The sequence below is a fragment of the Rhizobium sp. 007 genome (genome assembly GCF_015353075.1).
GTDB lineage: Bacteria > Pseudomonadota > Alphaproteobacteria > Rhizobiales > Rhizobiaceae > Rhizobium.
This window is the reverse complement of sequence record NZ_CP064189.1, coordinates 85125-103366: the sequence shown is the minus strand read 5'-3', so window position 1 is coordinate 103366 and position 18242 is coordinate 85125. Positions and strand designations below refer to the sequence as shown.

Sequence of the window (18242 nt, the reverse complement as noted above, 5' to 3'; positions counted from 1 at the left end):
CTATCGAACGCTGCTCTCGCGGACATCGTCGCCACCTATTCGAAGCGGTTCTCGGTCTCGGTTGGCTCTGTGTCTTCGCGTAGCGGATCCCGAGCAAGATCGGCAAATTCGCGCAGATACGTTTTCGAACTATCCTCGGTCAGACGCTCGGAGAGGGTTCCGATCAAGAGCTCAACGTCTGCGTTCAGCTCGATCGGCTCGACTAAGCCCGCGTCAGCCTGCTCAAAAATCGCGGCGTTCAAGGCTTGGATGTCACCCCCGAATGCGTCGCGAACGTCCTGTCGCCGCAGGAGAGCCGAGGTGCCCGCTTCGGCCTCGACAGCAGAGGCGCGATCACGCCGATTAAGTGCTCCTCGCGGAGACCCTGTATAGACGCTGCGATCCAGCTTCGCCTGATCGATATCGAGATTGACGCCATCAACTGGGATGGCTCCGGAAGCTTGGGGAGCGCTCCGCTTTCCTTGCCGGCCGGCCGTCGCAGCCTGTTGCTTCTTCCGCGTCACTTCCTGCTTTTCTTTGTGAAGTTCTTCCTCTGTCACTCCAGCCTCGCGCTTCTCGTCGAGATCCAGACGCCGACGGAGTTCGTCGAGCGATGATATATAGACATGGCGCACGCCGTCCTTGACAATGAAGCGCATATTCTGTGGTTGCTGCGGTCGGTTGACGGCGCCGAAATCGATGTCCATTCGAGGGCCAGGCGACGGGCTTCTCTTTTTCCGAGGTAGGGCCGTCTCAGCGTCCGACGCGATTGGCTGAAATGCGTCGCTATCCGCGATCGTCCATTCGACCGGCTCCATACAGGGCCTAGTTACCGGCTTGAACTTCCGCACCTTCGAAAACATCCGCTCGCCGCCGGAATCGAGTTTCATGATGCGCATCAGCGGCATGCCGGTGACCTGCAGGATTGCCTCCTCGGGTTTCATCATCATCAGCGTGTTGACGGGAAGAAGGTCGACCGAGATCGGCACTTTCGCAATCGACCGGTCTCGACGCCCGTGGCGATGGGTGTAGGAGGATTGCTCAACCCATTCCGTCGTCCTGCCGGCGGCCATCGACACCGCCGTCGCATCCCCCTGGTTCTGGAAGTTCATGAACAGCTTGATCGTCGAAGCGCCCATCAGGATCTTCTGGCCAGAGCGCTGGTAAAGCCGCTCGAGCTGGGCGCCGTCCTGCAGGATGAAGACGAAGCGGACGCCGTTCTTGCGGATCAGCGGAGCGAGCGTCAGCACCGTGTCGATGCGGCCGCCATTGCCGAATTCGTCGAGCATCATCAGCACTTCGTGCTCGCCATTGCGCAGCGGTCCCATCTGCACGAGCTTGTCGGCCATTTGCTGGATGAACATCGAGATCAGTCGCTCGTAGATCTGGATGGCGTTCCAGTCGGCCTGGACGAAAGTCACCATTTTCCGCTTTCTGATGCTGTCGATCGGGATTGACGTGATCGATGTCAGGGCCTCGACGAGCGGGTTCTGCAGGAAATTGAGCTTGGCGACGATCTCCGCCGCGATGCCCTCCCCCAACTTTTCGTGGCGGCCGGCGAACTTCGTCAGCTGCATGCGGGTCTGGTCGGAAAGGACTGTCTCGTAGTTTTCCAGGAGTTGGATGATCGCCTTCCGCTCGTCCGACATCGAATTGAGGATGCGGTAGAGTTCGCTCAGCGACTTGCGGGTATCAGGGCATTCGAGCACGAAGCCGAGCATCGCCGTCAAAAGGATCCTGGCGCTCTCTTCCCAGAAGTCGGAGGAATCGGAGCGCAGGCGCTCCGGCAGCAGCATCTGCGTCAGCTTCTGCAGGTCGGTAATTCTCTGGTTCGGATCGGCGCTGATCAGATCGAGCGGATTATAGCCGTCGGTAAATTTCGATCCCGGCGCCAGCAGGAAAATCTCGTAGCCTTTGTCCTTCAGATAGCCCGAGGTTTCCTCGAAGAGCTCGCCGCTCATGTCGAGCACGACCTGCGACCCCTGGAAACTCATCATGGTGGGGATGACGAAGCCGCGCGACTTGCCCTGCCCCGGCGATCCGATGACCATCACATGCTGGTCGCCGTCGTTGCGCAAAAGCAGGCCCTGTTTGAGCCCGAGCACGATCCCGTGCTTGTCGCGTAGCCGGAAGTCGGCGGCATCTTTCAACGTTGCCAGCCGCGCCTTTCCCATGATCATACGCTGGCGTTTCTGGATCGCAGCGCTGATCGGAAAGCCGACCAGCGCGCCTGCGGCCGCTAGACCCGCCAGTGCCGCCAGCACCGTCTGTCGCGAAGGCCGCTGATAGGAACCGGCCGCGTCGGTGGCTCCAAAGGGCGCCTGATACATCGCCGCAAGGTGGTTGCCATAATAGTCGGCGATCGCGGCGAGCCCACCAGCCCTGCTCGCGACAAGGTAAAAGATAATTCCGTAGACGATCGCGGCGGCGTAGGCGGCCGCGAAAATGAGTGCCGAGTGCGCAATCAGGGTAAACATCGACCGGATATGCAGGAGGTAGAGGATCTTGCGCGACAGCGCCCTGCCGCCTTTGAGCATCCACAAGCACAAAAGGAAAAACAGAAACGGCGAGGCGAGGACAAAGGCCAGGATCGAAAGCCCGACCGTGTTGCGGACCCGGATGATCGACCATGTGTAGGCGATGCTGTCGAGAATGGAAGCCTGTGCGATGTAGTCATAATAGGAGGTCGACTCAAAGGACGAAACATAGGCGTCGTAGATCAGCGTGAAGAACAGCAGCCATATCGCGGCGGCGCCGAACACGGCGACCGGAAATGTGAAGACCGAAACCTCCTGAAGCTTCGTCCACTTCGGGCGTTCAGCCCCTGCGTCCGTGTATACGCTTGCCATCTTCGTCCACCTCATCGGCAAAGTAGATCTCGCTGACACCGCGGCCGCCGGCGGCATCGCTCTTCTTCAACTGGACCACGATCGGAATGATCGAGCGGATGTAGCGGATGATATCGTCGCGCTCCATCCGGACGTTGCTGTTCAGCACCAGCGTCGACAGCCGGTTGAAGGCGTGATGCGGCGAATTCGCGTGGATTGTCGACATCGACCCCGGATGACCGGTGTTGATCGCGTTCAGGAAGTCGAAAGCCTCGTCGCCGCGCAACTCGCCCATGAATATCCGGTCGGGTCTAAGGCGCAGTGCGGAGGCAAGAAGGTCGGTCATCGTCACCCGCGCCTCGCCCTGCCCGCCTTTCGAAACGAGCAGCGAGACGACGTTTTCCTGGCGTGGCTCCAGTTCGGCCGTGTCCTGCATGAGGATGAAACGCTCGTGGTTCGGGATTGCGGTCAGCATCGTGTTGAGGAATGTCGTCTTGCCGGTGGACGTGCCGCCCGAGATCAGCATGCTGCGGTGATTGATCGCCGCGAGCTGCAGGAACGCGCGCGCCCTTCCGGCCCGCAGCATCCGCGAGAGCTCGATGTCGACATCATCGATATAGTCGTCTCCCGTCACCTTGGTGAAGCGGAATGCCCCCGCCTTCTCATAGTCGTCAAGATCGAAGCGCCGGATGAATTGCTTGCGGATCGAAAAAGCGTGGCCGGTCGCAGAGGTCGGACCCAGCACAAACTGGACGCGCTCGCCGTTGGTGAGCGTCGCCGACAGCAGCGGATTTTCGGCATTGACCGTCTGCTTGGTGAACGAGGCGGCACGCGACGCCATGTGGCGAATGGCATCCTGATCGAGCCCATCGATCTCCTCCCTCACCATGCTGAGCTGGCCGATCCGCTCGAGCCAGATTTCGTTGGAGCGCTGGCATGAGATTTCGACCACGCCGGGATCGTGGAGAAACGGCTTGATAGGTTCGAGCGCCTCGGAAAGGAAATGCTGCTCGGCGGAGATCGACGGGCGCGCGTTCATTTGCCGGCCTTCTTTCTGCGCAGGCGGTCGAATTCCTCGCGCACTGGGTCCGGATAGAGGTCCGAGAAATCGAGGTCCCGGGTGACGAACACGGTGATGTCGGAGCCCTGGGCAATATGGATCGTTGGACGGATATTGCTTGTGTCCTGGAAGGCTTCCGTCGCCAGCTGCTGGATCCCCGACGCGATGGTCTGGGCGGCGATCTCGCGTGCCCGATCTTGCGAGGTGGTTCCGTTATCCTGAAGAATAGTGGTCACAGTCCCGTCCGTATTGACGATCGTGATGTTGCGATCCTGTTTCTGACCGAGCTGGGCGATATACTGCGTCACTCCGCCGATCATCGTCATGAGGGCCGGTGGACCAAACCGCTCCCAGTATTTTCGGTCGACGTCGCCTGTCATGCCGGAGCGGCCGAGACGGTCCGTGCCGTAGGAGCCGAGCTGCACCGAAACGCCGTCGCCGCGGATCATCCGCGTCCAGACGATGAACAGGCGCTCCTGCCCGCGCTCGACACCGGACTTGTAGTCGCCGATCAGCGAGGAGCCGGCGGGTATCAGGATGCGCAGACCGTCGAAGGAATAGACATCCTCCCGGACGATCGCCCTCACCATGCCGGCGAGATCGGAATTGACCGCTGTCTCCAGCGTGCCGCGGATCATCGTGCCCTGCGGGATCCAGGCATCGATACGGCGGTTCTCGGCGGCAACCGAGACCTCCACGCCCTGCCCACCCATCGCCTTCAGAAAGGCGCGATCGCCATCGACGGCACTACCTGCATCCGGGCTTGCGCCGGCGGCTGTCCCTGGCGAGTCATTCGCGCCGAAAAGCCCGGCTCCCGAGGTATCGGACGAAGCCCGTGCGGCCCCGTTCGTCTCGTCGGACTGATCGAAGACGACGGCGGTCGAGCGCACGCGCTCGAGAAGCTTGGCCTGCCGGGCGAGCTCGATGCATCTTGGATTGTCCGGATTGTTTCCCCTGGAGCAATCGACATCGACCGGCGGCGCGACCTGGGCGGGGACCGGACCCACAGGAGCGGGAGGCGGGGGTGGTGGCGGAGGCGGCGCCTCGGGCACCTGAACTGTCGGCAAGGGCGGCGGCGCCGGCGGGTTGAAGCCTTCGTTTCTCGGCGCCTGGACAGGACGGAACTCTTCCCGAAGGGTATTGTCGACCGTCGGTTCCCGCTCGCCGCGGGAAAACAGGAAATAGAGAACGACACCGATACCGGCGATCGCCAATGCCACCGCAACCGGCCGCATCAGCCCGATCCCGGAGCGCCTCACCTGCCCGCCAATCGCGGTGTCGTTTTCGATCGAATGATAGTTCGGATCAGACATCGTGCCTCCCTATCGCGATTTTGATGCGGCGCTGACGCCTGCCGAGCCCAGCCGCTTGGGCGCGACAGCACCCTCGATCGGCGCCGGCACATCGGCTGGAGCGGTCCTGAGATTGAACAGGCAGGTCTCGTTCTCGGTGCCATAGCGCAGCGTCCACTGCCGCGAGACCGTGTCGATGACGATGTAGTCCGCCTCACGGCGATAATTGACGAGGCTCTCCCGCCGCTTGTTATCGACGATGAAGATCGCCGGCACATCGCCGGTGAATTTCATGAAGGTCTTCAGTCCATCGTCGAACACCCACAGCGGCTTGGCGGCATCGCTGCCCTTGAAGCCATAGTCGTAGTTGACCTTGTCGCGGCGGATGTTCTTGATGTTGGGATTTCGTTCGGCGTCTTGGGCCTGTTTCCACAGTTCGGCCGTTCCTTTCAAGCCGGCATCTTCCGGATACATGAACTGCAGCTTGAAGGTCTGGTTCTGGATCGCCTTGCTGTCATTCACCTCCAGATCGAACGAATAGGTGCGCTTCGTCGTGACGACCGAGAGGTTGGTCGGCGCATCTTTTTCCATCGGCTTCAGGGTGAGCGAGCGCCTGTCAGCCGATGTGAGGATCTGCCAAGAGACCGTGTCACCGGCCACGACCTGGGTGATCTCCTCATCCGCACCGAAGAGGATCGTCGTCACCATCCCGTAAGTGCCGGTCACCACGAAGACCTGCTCGGCCGAATAGGGCAAGGTGCGCACGCGCGGATCGAGCCTGCCCGGCCGGGCAATGAGTTCGGCCTGTGCCGATGATGCTGCCAAGAGCAGTGACATGATAATTCCTGCCGTCCTCCGCCTCATTGAACGAGCCCCGAAGGCATGGTCTCGGGAACCTTCACATATTCGGTGACGACGAAGCCGAGCGGGTTATAGAGCCGAACCCGGTTGCTGGCGGGCAGATTGATCTGCCGGTAGCGAACCGTGGCGGACCAGCGATTGACGACTTCGCCACCGCGCCGCCGCTCTCTCGTCTCGAAGCGCACCGACATCGTCGTCTGATTGAGCGGATTGACCGAGAGGATTTCCGGGCGGATCTCGCCGGTCGTACCCATAGCCTTGACCGGTCCTCTGGGATTGGAAGGGTTCATCCCCTCCGAGTAGTCCTTGAAGGCCGAGGCGTCAGGATCCGACCAGAGGGCGATCATGTCGAAGTTTTCCGAGAGATATCGTGGATCGTAGGTCTCGCGGCGGATGACGTAGTTACCGACGAAGGAGGCGCGTACGGCCTGGATTTCGGACACGTTTGACCGGTCCTTGTCGAGTGTCGTTACGGTCTCCATGTAGCCGGTGTTCCTGTCGACGATCAGCGGCACGACCTCTGTGCGCACGAGCGGGAAAAGCTGTGCGACGGAAAAGGACAGCACGCCGGCAACGATCCAGCCCGCCACCGCGAAGACCAGCAGGATGAGACCGATCAATGTCCGCAGCGAGCGGTTCTTCTCACCCCATGAGAGATGTTGATCATAGATGTCTTGCGGGCCCGGGATACGATCGGCCGGCGCCGACTTCAATTGCCTTTTGAACAATGCCAAATTTCAAACCTCGACGTCGCAATAGGTAAAATGTGAACGTTATCCTCGCAGCCAGCGCGTCATTCGCTGTTGCGGCGGCGATTGGTGAGCATGCGGCCGAGAGCGCCGGCGCCTGCGACACTGCCGCGGCCTGCAAGCGCAGCAGCGGTGACGGCGCCTCGTGGGCCGGCCAGCGTGCTAAGCGCTATGGCCGCAGCCTGGCCGGCGCGGGAATTGCTGGAGGAAAGGCGCCTGCGGGCGGTATTGTAGGCGGTGTCGACGCCACCTCCGCCCGGAACGCTGGAGAAGGCCGCGCCGTAGGCGAAGGTCCGCGCAAAATCCGGCACCTGAAAGATGAAATAGGAGATCAGTGCGAGGTAGAGCACCATGGCGAGCACGATCGCCAGTGCGTTCTCTTTCGTGGCCATGTCGCCATTGATCGTATCCATCATGCCGATCAGGAACCCGAACGACAGCCCGGCCATGATATAGGTAAAGAGCAGCATGAACATGCCGTAGGCAACGCCCCTCACCCAGGCGTCGAAGACGAAGCGAGTGATCCCAAAGAAATAGCAGAGGATGGCAATCGGTCCGATTGCCAGCATCACGGCGTTGACCATCTTGGCAAAGAGCGTGACGCCGGTGAGGATCAGCAGCATCGGCAGCAGTCCGAAGACAAGCACGATGAAGACGACGACGGCGCCTGTCACATTAGGCAGCCATCCGGACTCGTAGGAATTGAAGAGCTGCATGGCAAAGTCGTAGACCTTGCGCGCCATGCTGGCGACCTGCTGGGCGATATCCGCTCCCGCCGATTGGCCACCCATTGCCGAGGAAATGGCGGAGCCGAGATCCTGCGGCGCCGACAGCACGAACTGGCCGATATTGTCGTAGAACAGCGCCCAGGACATAATCAGGGCATAGGCGAGTGTGATCTTGAATGCGGTAATCGCCATATCCTGAAGGGATACACTCGAAAGTCCGAGCGCCCCCCAGAGAAAATAGAGGATCAAGAAGATCGCCAGGATGCCGGAAACCAGATTGCTGTTTTCGGCAAACAGCCCCCAAGCCCTTTCCAGAGAGGCCTCGTTGATCTTGTCGAAATATCGAAGCGCGTCGCCATAGAAATTTATCGCGTAGCTGACGGGATCCATATCTCATCCTGAAATTGATTGACTGGTCGCATCGGTCCGCAATCGTTCTTGACCGCGTCTGCCAGCGCATTTTCGGCCGGCGTGCTGTTAGGCTGGGTCTCGTATCCGAGGGCCGGCACGGGGTTTTCGTCGGCCGAGCATTTCGCCAGCTGTTCGTACTTTCCAGCACAACCGGTCAGCGCGGCGCAGCTTACCATCAGAGCGAAAATGGCCCTCACTGGGTCTGCTCCTCGAAGGCCTTCAACTGGTCGCGGACCGAGGCGCCCTGTGGCTCCGTGCCGCTGCCACGCATCACGCTGTCTGGAAGCGGAGCGAAGGTCTTGAGGTTCTGCGACGACGTCGCAAGCGCTGCCTTGTACTGCTGGTTCAGCAGCATGACCTGGTTGTTGAGCGAGCCGACGGCCTCGTTTGCCGTCTGGTTGCCCTGAAGCACCATCTGGGTGTTCTGCTCCAACGCTCCCTTCAGATCCTTTGCCGTTCCGATCTGCTGTGTGGCCTGCATGAACGAGTTCTGCCGGTCCTTGGTCGCGCTGTTCATTGCGTCGGTGAGGGCCGTCAGCGTCGTCAGGGCATTGATCCCTTGCGAATAGGCCTGGTTTGCGCCGGACAGCTCGCCGCCCTTGACGGTATCGACCACCATTTTCACGAGGTTGAGGCCGTTGATCAGTTTGGCTGCGGTGTTCTGGAATTGGCCGCCGATCCCTCCGAACACCGCCTGATTGCTCGACAGCACCGTGCTGAAATCCGGCGCCTGTCCCATGGTGAAGCCATTGCCTGTCGCAAGCTTGGCAAACTGGCTGGCATCCTGCGTCCGGTCGCCGGTGATCGCTGCCAAGGTTTTCGTCGTGTTGTCTTTGACGACGGAGGTGTCCTGCTGGATCTCGGACGACAGGCGCTTGATGTCCTCGCTGATGGAGATGTTCTCCGAATCTTTGACGGGGACCTGCGCATGTGCGTGCGAGACGAGTAGGATGGCGAATGCCGGTGCGATCACTGCTGTCTTCATATGCCTAACCTCTCTTCATTGTTCAGTTTGCTGTCGGTCGGGAATCGACGACCGTGACGAGGCCGAGCGCGGGATCCTGCATTGCCGCGAAGGTCGCGACCGTGCCGTTGGCGCGCGCCTCATCTTGCAGGTCGGAAAGCCAACGCTGGATCTGCTCGGTGGTGGCGCTTGAAGGAACGGCAAAGCAGCGCGTGCCGCCGGTGTCGATGATGTTGGTCGGGCACCGGATCTCGGCCATCACCAGCGAGCCGTCGTGATCTCCGGAATTTCCGCCGCCACTGCCGCGCAGGCTTGCCGATGACGATTGCAGCCCCGCTTGCAGGCGCTGAAGATATTGCTGGTTCGCCGCTATGGATTTACCGAGCAGCTCGTTCCAGACCGAACCTCGCTCGACCTGCGCCTGCGTGTTGCGGTCGACGGCCTTCTTCAACTGCTCGCCGCAGCCATTCCCGTAGCTTGCGGTTTCGGGCTCGGTTGTGCCCTCCGCCGGTGCTCGATCACCATTCTGAGCCTTGTTGCGGCGGTAATAGCTGGAGACTTTCTGGACGTAGTCCTGGGTCTCCGGAATATTGGGAATCTGACCATTCTGCAGCGACTGCCGATACGGTCCGGCATTGTAGCCAGCGGCGATCAGGTCGTAGCGGTCGCCGAACATCCCCTGGAGCTGCTTGATGTATTTGACGCCGCCGCGAATATTGTCGCGCGTATCATAGGGATTGACGCCAAGTTGCGCGGCTGTACCCGGCATCAATTGCATGACGCCCGTGGCGCCGACCGCCGACCGGGCGGACTGACGAAAGCGGGATTCCTGCTCCGCGATTGCGAGCGCGAAATTCGGATCGACACCCTGCCGGATCGCCTCCTCCTCGACCATGCGTGCGACTTCCTGCTGACTCGGCGTGCGACTGGATGGTGCCGCCAGCGCGGTGTCACCGGCCATGCCGTCCGCTGAGCAATCGGCGGGAGCGCCCGAGCCCTGGCCGGGCGCGACACTATCGGTCGTGCCGCCCGAGGCGCCTTTGACTTTGCGGGTATCGGCCTGATAGGACTGGTACCAGTTCAGGGTCGCCTGCTGGATCTTCTGGCGGGCCTTGTCGATCACCGGCACCTGGGCGTTGCTCGAGCCCCCGGCAAGGGTCAAGAACACCACCAGAGCGCTGGCCGCGGCTCTCTCAAGACGCTTTGCGTTCTTCATCGACCGCCACCCCATCCCAGTCGCAGAATTTCGAAAGCCAGTTCTTCGGATCGCCGCCATATTCGTCGAGCAGCATCTCGACCTCGCGCACCGTCTCCTCGCGACCGGACAGCACCTTGATGAATTCGGGCATGTGGGACATGTCCACGCGGGCAATCACGCTGTTCTTCGCCTGCTTGATCAGCATGAAACGCGAGCTCGGATCGCCGTTCTTGACCCATTCGAACTCCGCCCGGGATAGGCCGAAATGCTCCATGTAGGAGCTTTCGTCAGCCTTCGGATTGGCAAAGAAGATGTTCGTCGATGTCTGTTCGATGATTGTGCGGCTGACGCTCGAACGCACCACATCGTCGGCCGACTGCGTGCCGAAGATGACGAGACCATTCCTCTTTCGGATGGTCTTGAAGTAGTCCTTCATCGTGCGCTTGAACTCGTCGTCGTCGAGCAGCTTCCAGGCTTCGTCCATCAGGTTGATGATCGGCGCCTTGCCGTCGTAGATCTCGTCCAGCCGGTGGAACATATAGAGAAGGGCTGCGGTGCGCACGGTCGGATCGTCGAGGATCGACGTCATGTCGAAGCCGATCATCGGCCTGGAGATATCGAGACTGTCCTCAGCGTTGTCGAAGAGCCAGGCGTAGGGTCCCTTGTCGACCCATTTGTCGAGCCGGGCGATCAGGCTGCCTTCGGTCCTCTCGCTGCCGGCGAGCAGTGCTCGCAGCGACGAGAGACGGCGATACGACCTGTCCTTTGTCTTGAGGACGGATTTGATCGCATTGCGGATGATTGATTCTTCTTGCGGCGTCAGGCTTTCGCCTTCCTTCGACGGCTTCAGCATGAAGCTCAGGAGCCGGTAAAGAAAAACGCGGTTCTCCTCAGTATCCTCGAGCAGCAGCGGGTTCCAACCCGACGGCTGGCCGGGCTCCAGCGTCATGTAGGTTCCGCCCGCCGCCCGCACCATGATGTCGAGGCCGCGATCCTTGTCGAAGACGATCGTCTTCAATCGTGGGCTGACGCGATAGGCCTGTAGGATCAGGAAGGCCATGATGACGGTCTTGCCCGACCCGGTCGGGCCGAAGACGGTCGTGTGCCCGACGTCCCCCTGGTGGAAGTTGAAAAAGAATGGCGTACCGGAGGTCGTCTCAAAGATGGTGATCGCCGGTCCCCAATGATTGCCGTCCGGCTTGCCGTAGGGATAGGCATGGAAGCTGCTCAGCCCGGCGCAGTTGAGTGTCGAGATCAAGGCCCGGCGCGCGATATAGGCCTGATTGCCGGGAAGTTGCGCCCAATAGGCCGGTTCGGCATTTAGATCCTCGCGGACGTAGGAGGCGCCGAGAGCGCCGAGTTCGTTTCCGATTAGGGCCACCGCATCGTCGAGCTGGGCGATGGATTTTGCGACCGGCATGACAGTCAGATGATGCTCGGTGAAGGCAACGCGTTTGCGGGCGAGCTCGTCGCGGGCGATGTCGAGGTTGGCTTGGACGCTGGACCCACCTTCGTCGGCCTTCGACATCTGGCGGTCCAGCCGTTCGATCCGGCCGCGTGCCGCCATGTCGTCGACAAAGGACATCGACTGGGTCAGCACCAATTCGAATGGCAGCTTGAGGATATAGTCGAGCATGCCGGCGCCGGTTTCGGGCGGATACTCCTTCAGTGAGACTATCGCCGCATAGCGGTCGTCATCGGCGGTGTCACCCTGCAGGTGGATGATGCGGTTGCCGATCGACGTCCTGCGCGCCGGCAGCATCTCGTCGATCGGGATGTTCCCAAGCCGGATCGGTCGGACGCGTCCGCCATTGAGGAGCGTGTAGAAGAACTCGCACTGTTCGGAGAACCAGACTTTTCGCGCGGCCTCATCGACCACCATGTCTTCCGAGACGTCACGGAAGATCGTCCTGTTATCGCCGAGGTCCGCCTGCACGCGCTGCACATCGCGCAGGACCTTCGGGCCGTAGACGGCAAGCGATTTCTCCAGCGCCCGCGTCGCCTCGACCAGCTTGTCGCGCATCGCGCGGAATTGTTCCTTGCGCACGATAGTGCCGCCGGCGCCCATGATGCGCGAGAGAGCCGACCCTTTCCTGAACATGGGTCGCACGACCAGCGAGACATAGGTGTCGTTGACGAACATCTCGTTCTTCGAGATGCCCGCCTGATAGACGTCATCGAGACGCCGCATGAAGGGATCGGCGAAGGCCGAGGGCAGCGACGGTGCGACCTTGCGCCTGACGACATGGGTGTAGAGCGCAAAGCTGCCGATCGAGGAGATCGCGCGGAAGGCGGCGTTGCGCTGCCGCTGCAGCATGTTGATCGTCTCGATATCAGCTGTCTCGAAGGAAAACCCGGTCAGCTTCAGGGTCGAGACGAGGCAGTCGTTCTTCAGGCGGATGATGCCGTTCTCGATCGGCACATAGAAAGGGACATGGGTGGCGACACTACGATCCGCGAAGATCTCCCAGCCCTTCGACAGACTTCCTTTCAGCGATCTGGCCATCGTGTGCATCGCTCACACCCCGTAGGTTCTGACGCCGCCGCCGAGCTTCCGGCCGAGAGGATTGACGCCGCACATGCTCAGCCGACCGACGATTTCGAAAAACCAGAGGTCGAGCTTGACGGTGAGCACGTAAAGGATGCCGTGGAGAACGACGAAGGAGACCGGGAACCAGAGAATGGATCCGAGAATCATGAAGGCCATCAGCGAGACGAAGCACTCGGCCAGGAAATACGTATAGGGTATTCCCATGACGGTCGGTGGCCGCGTCAGCGCGAGGATGACGGGACAGGATTCGATGTAGTCGTCTCCGCTGTCAGTGTCGTTTCCGGCCGCCATGGTTAAGCTCCCCCACCGGCGAGGAAGTCGACGAGCTCGGCTGCAGCAAACATGCCGGCAAGGCAACCGGCAACGCGCAGGAGAGCGCCCCAGGACCAGTATCCGAAGGCTGCGGCAAGGAACATGCCGATGAAGGCGATCGCTCCGACAGAACGACCGAATGGGCCGGTGAAGAACTGCACCAGGCGATCTGCCGCCTGCTGGAGACGATCAAGATTCTGCGCCGCCGCCGGTTCGTACTGGCTGACGAGCAGGATCAAGCTCGCTGCAAGTACGATGGCGACATTGCCGACCCATTTCCGCCGGGCCATTGAGGACCAGGCGACGCTGCCATAGAGGACGGCAGTTTGGACTGCCAACGCGATGGGATTCATTCAAGCACCTCTTCCTTGACAATTTTGACCGGCCCACCAGGATCTTTTCGCCCCTCCTCATGCTGAGGACGGGCGTCTGGCGGGATCGGCTTTGCTGCAGAGAAAACAAGCATGGGAGATCTGGCTCGCTCGGCGGGTCCCACGCGGCGGGGAGAACCGGGCGCGGGCGTCGAAGTCGGGCCTGTGGGCGGAAAGGTCGGCCCGGCTGCTGTGCCGGTGTAATATCCGACGACACGCGTGACATAGTCGGCGGTCTCGCGGATCAACGGCAAGGAATGGCGAAGGTCGACGTTGGGTTCGCCGGCATTGTAAGCCGCAGCGACGAGGACCGGATTGCGATATTTGTCGATAAGTATCCGGAGAAACCGTGTGCCGGCGCGGATATTCTGTTCGGGATCGGTCAAATCCTTCGCACCGAAGGCCTCGCCGATCCGTGGCATCACCTGCATCAATCCGACGGCGCCGGCGGAACTGACCAGGCCTGGATCGAAACCGACATTTTCGGCCCGCATGACGGAAAGCACCCAGTTCGGATCAACCTCCTCCGCGGCGGCGATTGTCAGTGCGAGCCTGGCATAGTCCTCGGGGATGCCGGATAAAAGATCGGATCGAGCCTGTGCCGCTAACCCGCTAGCATCGACAAGTGGTTCGGTTACCGGATCAGTGATCGGAGAAGCCGGCATCCAGTCATGAGAGTAGACGCTGATGGGAGAATGCACGCTGCGTTGACGCCGTGCATTTGCGCCGTCAGCCGCTCCTGGTAATCTCGCAGAACTGCTATCAAACTCTCCAAGAATATCCAACGGAAGAGCCCTGGCCGCCCACATCCGATCTTCATCGTGCGGCCCGTCAAAGCGTTGGTTGAAGCTAATCCGATCGATTGTTGGGACAGCCGGCTGCTTTGTCGCAACAGCGGCAGACGACGCTAGGAGTGGCGCCGGCAGAGCCGCGAGCTTCCCCGCCTTCGCACTTGTGCCGCCAGATTTACTTGCCTGTGTAGGTATTCCGGAAGGGATGTGAAGGTTGCTGCCGCCAGGGCCGGATGCGAAGCCGGTGAGCAGGAAGGCCGACGTTCCGGCGATCCACAGCGCGCTTCGCGACCATGTCTTGTGCGGTCTGTTCACAGGCGAAAGCGGGATGCGATCCATGGCCGAACCAGTGCAAATTATACTGCGGTATAAGCTTTTGAACTGCATTCCGTTACGGAAATCAACCTAAAAGTTTCACTGGAGTATAATTATGCCATCATAGCACAACGTCAGGATGAGTGTTTCCTGAGAAAAATCAATCGCGTAGCCGGGACCATTTATCTGGAGTCCAGCGATACTGGAGCTGTTCCCAATCACCCAAAATGCGTGCGAGGCGCACGGCTGTACCGCCCTTGACCAGTACCGAACCGGCATCGGCGCCTGACCGGCCCGCAGAGATTCGGCACACGAAATTGGGTAATTCCTTCTGTATCCTCGCCACCGGATAGCAGGACTCGATCTGGTAGCGTCCGTCGTCGCTGGCAATCGACAGGCCCCTCTCCTGGACGGGGCCAAGACGCTGGCGTCCGAAGTCGGTGCCATATTCAAGCTGGCACTCGACGATATTGTCCCGATAGGCCCTGCAGGCGGCGAGGCTGAGATACGCAAATGGCGCCGGCGGCCGCGGGCGTGGCTGCTCGACCTGATGACCGCATCCGGCCAGCACGATCATTGCCGCCAGGGATCCGAAGAGCTTCGTGGAAATTCGCATAGCGTCGCTTTCTAGCTTGCCTGCCGATAGCCGGCCTGTTCGAGGGCTTCGAGGAAAAGGTCGCGGGCGAGCTCGCAATAGCGTGACGAGGCCTGTGCGAGGTGAAGCTGGGTGAGCACCAATCCGAGATCGGAAATGGTTGCCACGACGTCCTTTAGGTCATCGTTGAGGGCGTCCAGCAATATCTCGCGACCTTCGTGGCCTTTGACCACGATGGCGTAGTCGCCCCGCGCAACGCTGTGCCAGAGCTCGATCGTGCCGGTTTCGCCGATCGCGCTTTCGGTGTCACAAATGAGCAGGAGTGCATAGTCCGGATCCTGCATGGCACTTTCCGCGATCGAGGTTGCGCCACGAAATTCCGTCAGCACTACGTCGGACGCAAAGAACAGCAAGCGCTCGTTGACAAGAAGGCGCCTCTGTCCAAACCGGACAAAGCCGTTCATCACAGCGGAGCGAATTGCAGCGGGCGGAAGGCTTTCCGCGCAATGCTGGCAGATCGACGTCAACCGGCCATTCGTGAAAGCGAAAGCGCTGTAGAAGCGGTGGACCACAAAGCGTTCGACACGATCCGTCTGACCGCTCAGTGACTCGACGAATGCGAAGGCATCCAGTGGTCTCCAAGGCTTTGTGAGGATATCGCTCTCCGACACGGACCCGGCGTCCCCGACCAGGCTCGAAGGGCCAACCACGATCGCGGCGGACCGCGTCTGTGCGCCACAACCCGAGCAGTCCGCTGTAAATGGCACTTTGTACCATTCCTTCGTCAGGAGGGATCGATTGTGTATCAGAGTCAAACCCTATTATTGATGAAACGAAATATCGGTCTGCCCGCAGCTTTGATCGAATGAACAACTTATACTCCGGTATAATTTATCAGCCGCGGATGGCTTGCTCAAGCGGGAAAAAGCGAGGACTTCGCCACGACCGGCTCCATGGCGGTGATGTGAGAAAAGCAAGTCGTCATAACCAGCTAGCGCAACCATCCGTGAGATGCGGCATTTCCAGGCGTCGACATAGCGACGTCGGCAAAGCCTGCTAATGGCTTGGACGCGCTTTCACCGTTTCGCGAAATGGGTGATTCCCTCGCTCACCGATTCACCGGCTCGGTCAAATGCTCATTTCCGGAATGAGTTGCTCACCGAGCCGCCCAATTGCGCGTTCACGCAAACACCCAATCAGCGATCGACGCAATCACCTATTCACCGATTGCCGGGATCGGTCAGACGCACATTCGCCCGATCAGTGGCGCACCGTTTCGCGGATTTGCTTCGTTGCCGATCTGCCGTTTCACTCAATGGCATAAATACCGATCCCCTCATTCACCGACGTACCTATACGCTCAAACGGAGAGGCGCCTATTCGCGCAACGAGGATTTGCCTATTTGTGCATTCGCAGATTCGGCCAATCAGCGATTCACCGATTGGCAGGTTCACCCATTCGCTGTTTAGAGGAACCGGATAACTGCCGAATTGCCAGTGCATCTCCCGGCGGCTGGAAGCTCCCCGCTCCACGAAAGCGGTCGCCCAGCCTCAACCCCTCCTACCGGCCCGACGTCTATCCCTCGCGGCCTTGTTTCGTACCCAGCTCGACAAAATGAAAGATCGCTGAAGCCCTCGCTCGCCTTTGCGACGATCGCCCCCCCCGGGCGAAACGGCTAATGGTATACCATTAGCCTATCCTGCCATCTCTCACCAAACCGGGTCTGGCCAGCGTGCCCGAGGCGCCAATGCTGTTGCGAGTCGTCAGACAAAGCAACAGCGATCACAGGCCATGTGTCTGTGATCGCGCCGAAGCACCAGCACGCTGGCCAGACCGGTTTGGTGAGAGATGCTGAAGCGAGCCGTCGTCGTGAGGTGTCGGGATGTCCGGGACCGGAGGGAGCGGGCATCGATGACATCCGAACGATGAGACGGCTCGCGCACCGCAGGAAAGGACGTGCACCTGGAGCGGACGCCCGAAGCATGAGGGCGCAGCGCAAGGTGCACGTCCTTTCCGTCTTGTTTGGGGAAGTCGCGGCAGCGTCCGCCTAACGGCCCGAAAGGCCGGGCGGGTCTCGACCTGCACCACAGGGAGAGTTGGAGGTTCCAGGAGCGGATTGATCTGGGGGGTCTCCGCGTGATCGGCTTCGGCCAATTCGAGTTCGCCCATCACTGCGTTGATGCGCCATAGGCCGAAGTGTGCCCGGCGCAGGGCGACGAGGATGTCGACGGCCGTCTCGTCTGCCTCGATGGCGCGGATCGCCGCGTCCCTCGCATCCCATGGACCCAGGTTCTCGAAGGGGATCACATCGCCGTCCTCGTCATAGCCGCCGGAGATGTACATGGGCGCTCTCTCGACACGTGCCAGTGCCCTGTCCGCCTCGCGAATGAGGCGGACACCCTCAGTCCGCTGTCGCCAGTATTCCGGGCTGCCACCGTCGATATATTCGTTCTCTGACCGAAGGAGGGCCGCACCGTAAGCGCGAGGGGTCAGGGATCGCATCACGACCGCCAGCGGCGGCAAGCGGAGGAGCCGATTTTCTGGTGGCGTCCAAACGGACGTCGGCTGGAAAATTGGATGGGCCGCGCAGTCCTTAACGCAGGAGTGGCGGGTGCAAAATGGGAGGTCAGATGAAGAGCCCACGACGCCGGAGGCGTCGTGCCCACTCCCGGTTCGGCCGGCGAATGAACCTCTCCTGACTTGCTGAGGTCGCTTTATGCGCACCCATGGTGCCGCGACTGCGAGAGGGCCGTCACCCGACTGGGCGAGCAATAGCGAATAGCACCGTCCGCCGCAGGCGGCTCGTCCAAATCATGCCGCGTGTCCGACAACCCATCATCGTCATGAATCAATCGCGACCGACCGATTCAAATATCTCGTTGGACTCGGAATCCGCTGTGCGCAATCCTGCCGGCATGCTTGCACAACCTTATCAGCTGTATGTCGAACGCACGGACGCCACGAAAAACATGGCCCGCTATTATGCTATGTCGATCGAGCCGACGCTGTTCGGGGAGGCGTGCCTTATTCGTCGCTGGGGGCGCATCGGTGCGGGAGGTCAGAGTCTGGCGCATCATTTCACGCACGAGGAGGAAGCGGTCGCGCTCTTCCTGGACGTTCTCAGACAGAAGCGCTCGCGCGGGTACAGGCCTAAACCGCGCTCGCCAGCAGAGAGCATCGCCTAAACCCGAGACTGAAATCTTTGAGGTGACGTGTTGGGTCGCGGCGGCCAGACT

At 60.6% G+C, this 18242-nt stretch carries 16 protein-coding genes; 1 reads left to right on the top strand and 15 read right to left on the bottom strand.

Annotated features, from left to right (window positions below; genetic code table 11):
* Positions 1-35 precede the first annotated feature (35 nt).
* The 15 genes from ISN39_RS32325 to ISN39_RS32255 all read right to left on the bottom strand — a co-directional run bounded on the left by ISN39_RS32325 (position 36) and on the right by ISN39_RS32255 (position 17508).
* Entirely contained in the window at positions 36-2828 is a 2793-nt protein-coding gene (locus tag ISN39_RS32325) for a type IV secretory system conjugative DNA transfer family protein (protein ID WP_194732077.1), read from the bottom strand.
* Complete coding sequence (gene virB11, locus ISN39_RS32320) at positions 2797-3846, bottom strand: P-type DNA transfer ATPase VirB11 (protein WP_194732076.1); 1050 nt, start codon at positions 3844-3846, stop codon at positions 2797-2799. Before virB11 ends, ISN39_RS32325 begins: the two co-directional genes overlap by 32 nt.
* Entirely contained in the window at positions 3843-5180 is a 1338-nt protein-coding gene (virB10, locus tag ISN39_RS32315) for a type IV secretion system protein VirB10 (RefSeq protein WP_194732075.1), read from the bottom strand. Before virB10 ends, virB11 begins: the two co-directional genes overlap by 4 nt.
* Positions 5181-5189: 9 nt before the next feature.
* A complete protein-coding gene (locus ISN39_RS32310) occupies positions 5190-5996 on the bottom strand; it encodes a TrbG/VirB9 family P-type conjugative transfer protein (RefSeq protein WP_194732074.1) in 807 nt (268 codons plus the stop codon).
* A gap of 23 nt (positions 5997-6019) precedes the next feature.
* Positions 6020-6754: a VirB8/TrbF family protein gene (locus tag ISN39_RS32305; protein ID WP_194732073.1), complete on the bottom strand. Its 735-nt coding sequence runs from the start codon at positions 6752-6754 to the stop codon at positions 6020-6022.
* Positions 6755-6813: 59 nt separating this feature from the next.
* Positions 6814-7887 (bottom strand): type IV secretion system protein, encoded by a 1074-nt coding sequence (locus tag ISN39_RS32300; RefSeq protein WP_194732072.1) that lies wholly within the window; start codon positions 7885-7887, stop codon positions 6814-6816.
* A gap of 214 nt (positions 7888-8101) precedes the next feature.
* Positions 8102-8893, bottom strand: a complete 792-nt coding sequence (locus ISN39_RS32295) for a conjugal transfer protein (protein ID WP_194732071.1) — start codon at positions 8891-8893, stop codon at positions 8102-8104.
* 22 nt (positions 8894-8915) lie between these two features.
* The gene (locus ISN39_RS32290) at positions 8916-10088 is read right to left on the bottom strand and encodes a transglycosylase SLT domain-containing protein (RefSeq protein ID WP_194732070.1); all 1173 of its coding nucleotides are present in this window, start codon (positions 10086-10088) and stop codon (positions 8916-8918) included.
* Complete coding sequence (locus ISN39_RS32285; protein WP_194732069.1) at positions 10066-12585, bottom strand: VirB4 family type IV secretion/conjugal transfer ATPase; 2520 nt, start codon at positions 12583-12585, stop codon at positions 10066-10068. The genes ISN39_RS32290 and ISN39_RS32285 overlap by 23 nt, the downstream gene beginning before the upstream one ends.
* Positions 12586-12588: 3 nt before the next feature.
* Positions 12589-12912 (bottom strand): VirB3 family type IV secretion system protein, encoded by a 324-nt coding sequence (locus ISN39_RS32280; protein ID WP_194732068.1) that lies wholly within the window; start codon positions 12910-12912, stop codon positions 12589-12591.
* 2 nt (positions 12913-12914) lie between these two features.
* A complete protein-coding gene (locus ISN39_RS32275) occupies positions 12915-13286 on the bottom strand; it encodes a TrbC/VirB2 family protein (RefSeq protein WP_194732067.1) in 372 nt (123 codons plus the stop codon).
* The gene (locus ISN39_RS37005) at positions 13283-14005 is read right to left on the bottom strand and encodes a lytic transglycosylase domain-containing protein (protein ID WP_246763534.1); all 723 of its coding nucleotides are present in this window, start codon (positions 14003-14005) and stop codon (positions 13283-13285) included. Before ISN39_RS37005 ends, ISN39_RS32275 begins: the two co-directional genes overlap by 4 nt.
* A 565-nt stretch (positions 14006-14570) precedes the next feature.
* Positions 14571-15026 (bottom strand): hypothetical protein, encoded by a 456-nt coding sequence (locus ISN39_RS32265; protein WP_194732065.1) that lies wholly within the window; start codon positions 15024-15026, stop codon positions 14571-14573.
* Between the two features lie 11 nt (positions 15027-15037).
* Positions 15038-15772 (bottom strand): hypothetical protein, encoded by a 735-nt coding sequence (locus ISN39_RS32260; protein WP_246763533.1) that lies wholly within the window; start codon positions 15770-15772, stop codon positions 15038-15040.
* 1016 nt (positions 15773-16788) lie between these two features.
* Positions 16789-17508, bottom strand: coding sequence for a hypothetical protein (locus ISN39_RS32255; RefSeq protein ID WP_194732064.1), 720 nt, complete (start codon positions 17506-17508; stop codon positions 16789-16791).
* Between the two features lie 341 nt (positions 17509-17849).
* Here ISN39_RS32255 and ISN39_RS32250 point away from each other — a divergent pair, with 341 nt between their 5' ends.
* The gene (locus ISN39_RS32250) at positions 17850-18191 is read left to right on the top strand and encodes a WGR domain-containing protein (protein WP_194732218.1); all 342 of its coding nucleotides are present in this window, start codon (positions 17850-17852) and stop codon (positions 18189-18191) included.
* Positions 18192-18242 lie beyond the last annotated feature (51 nt).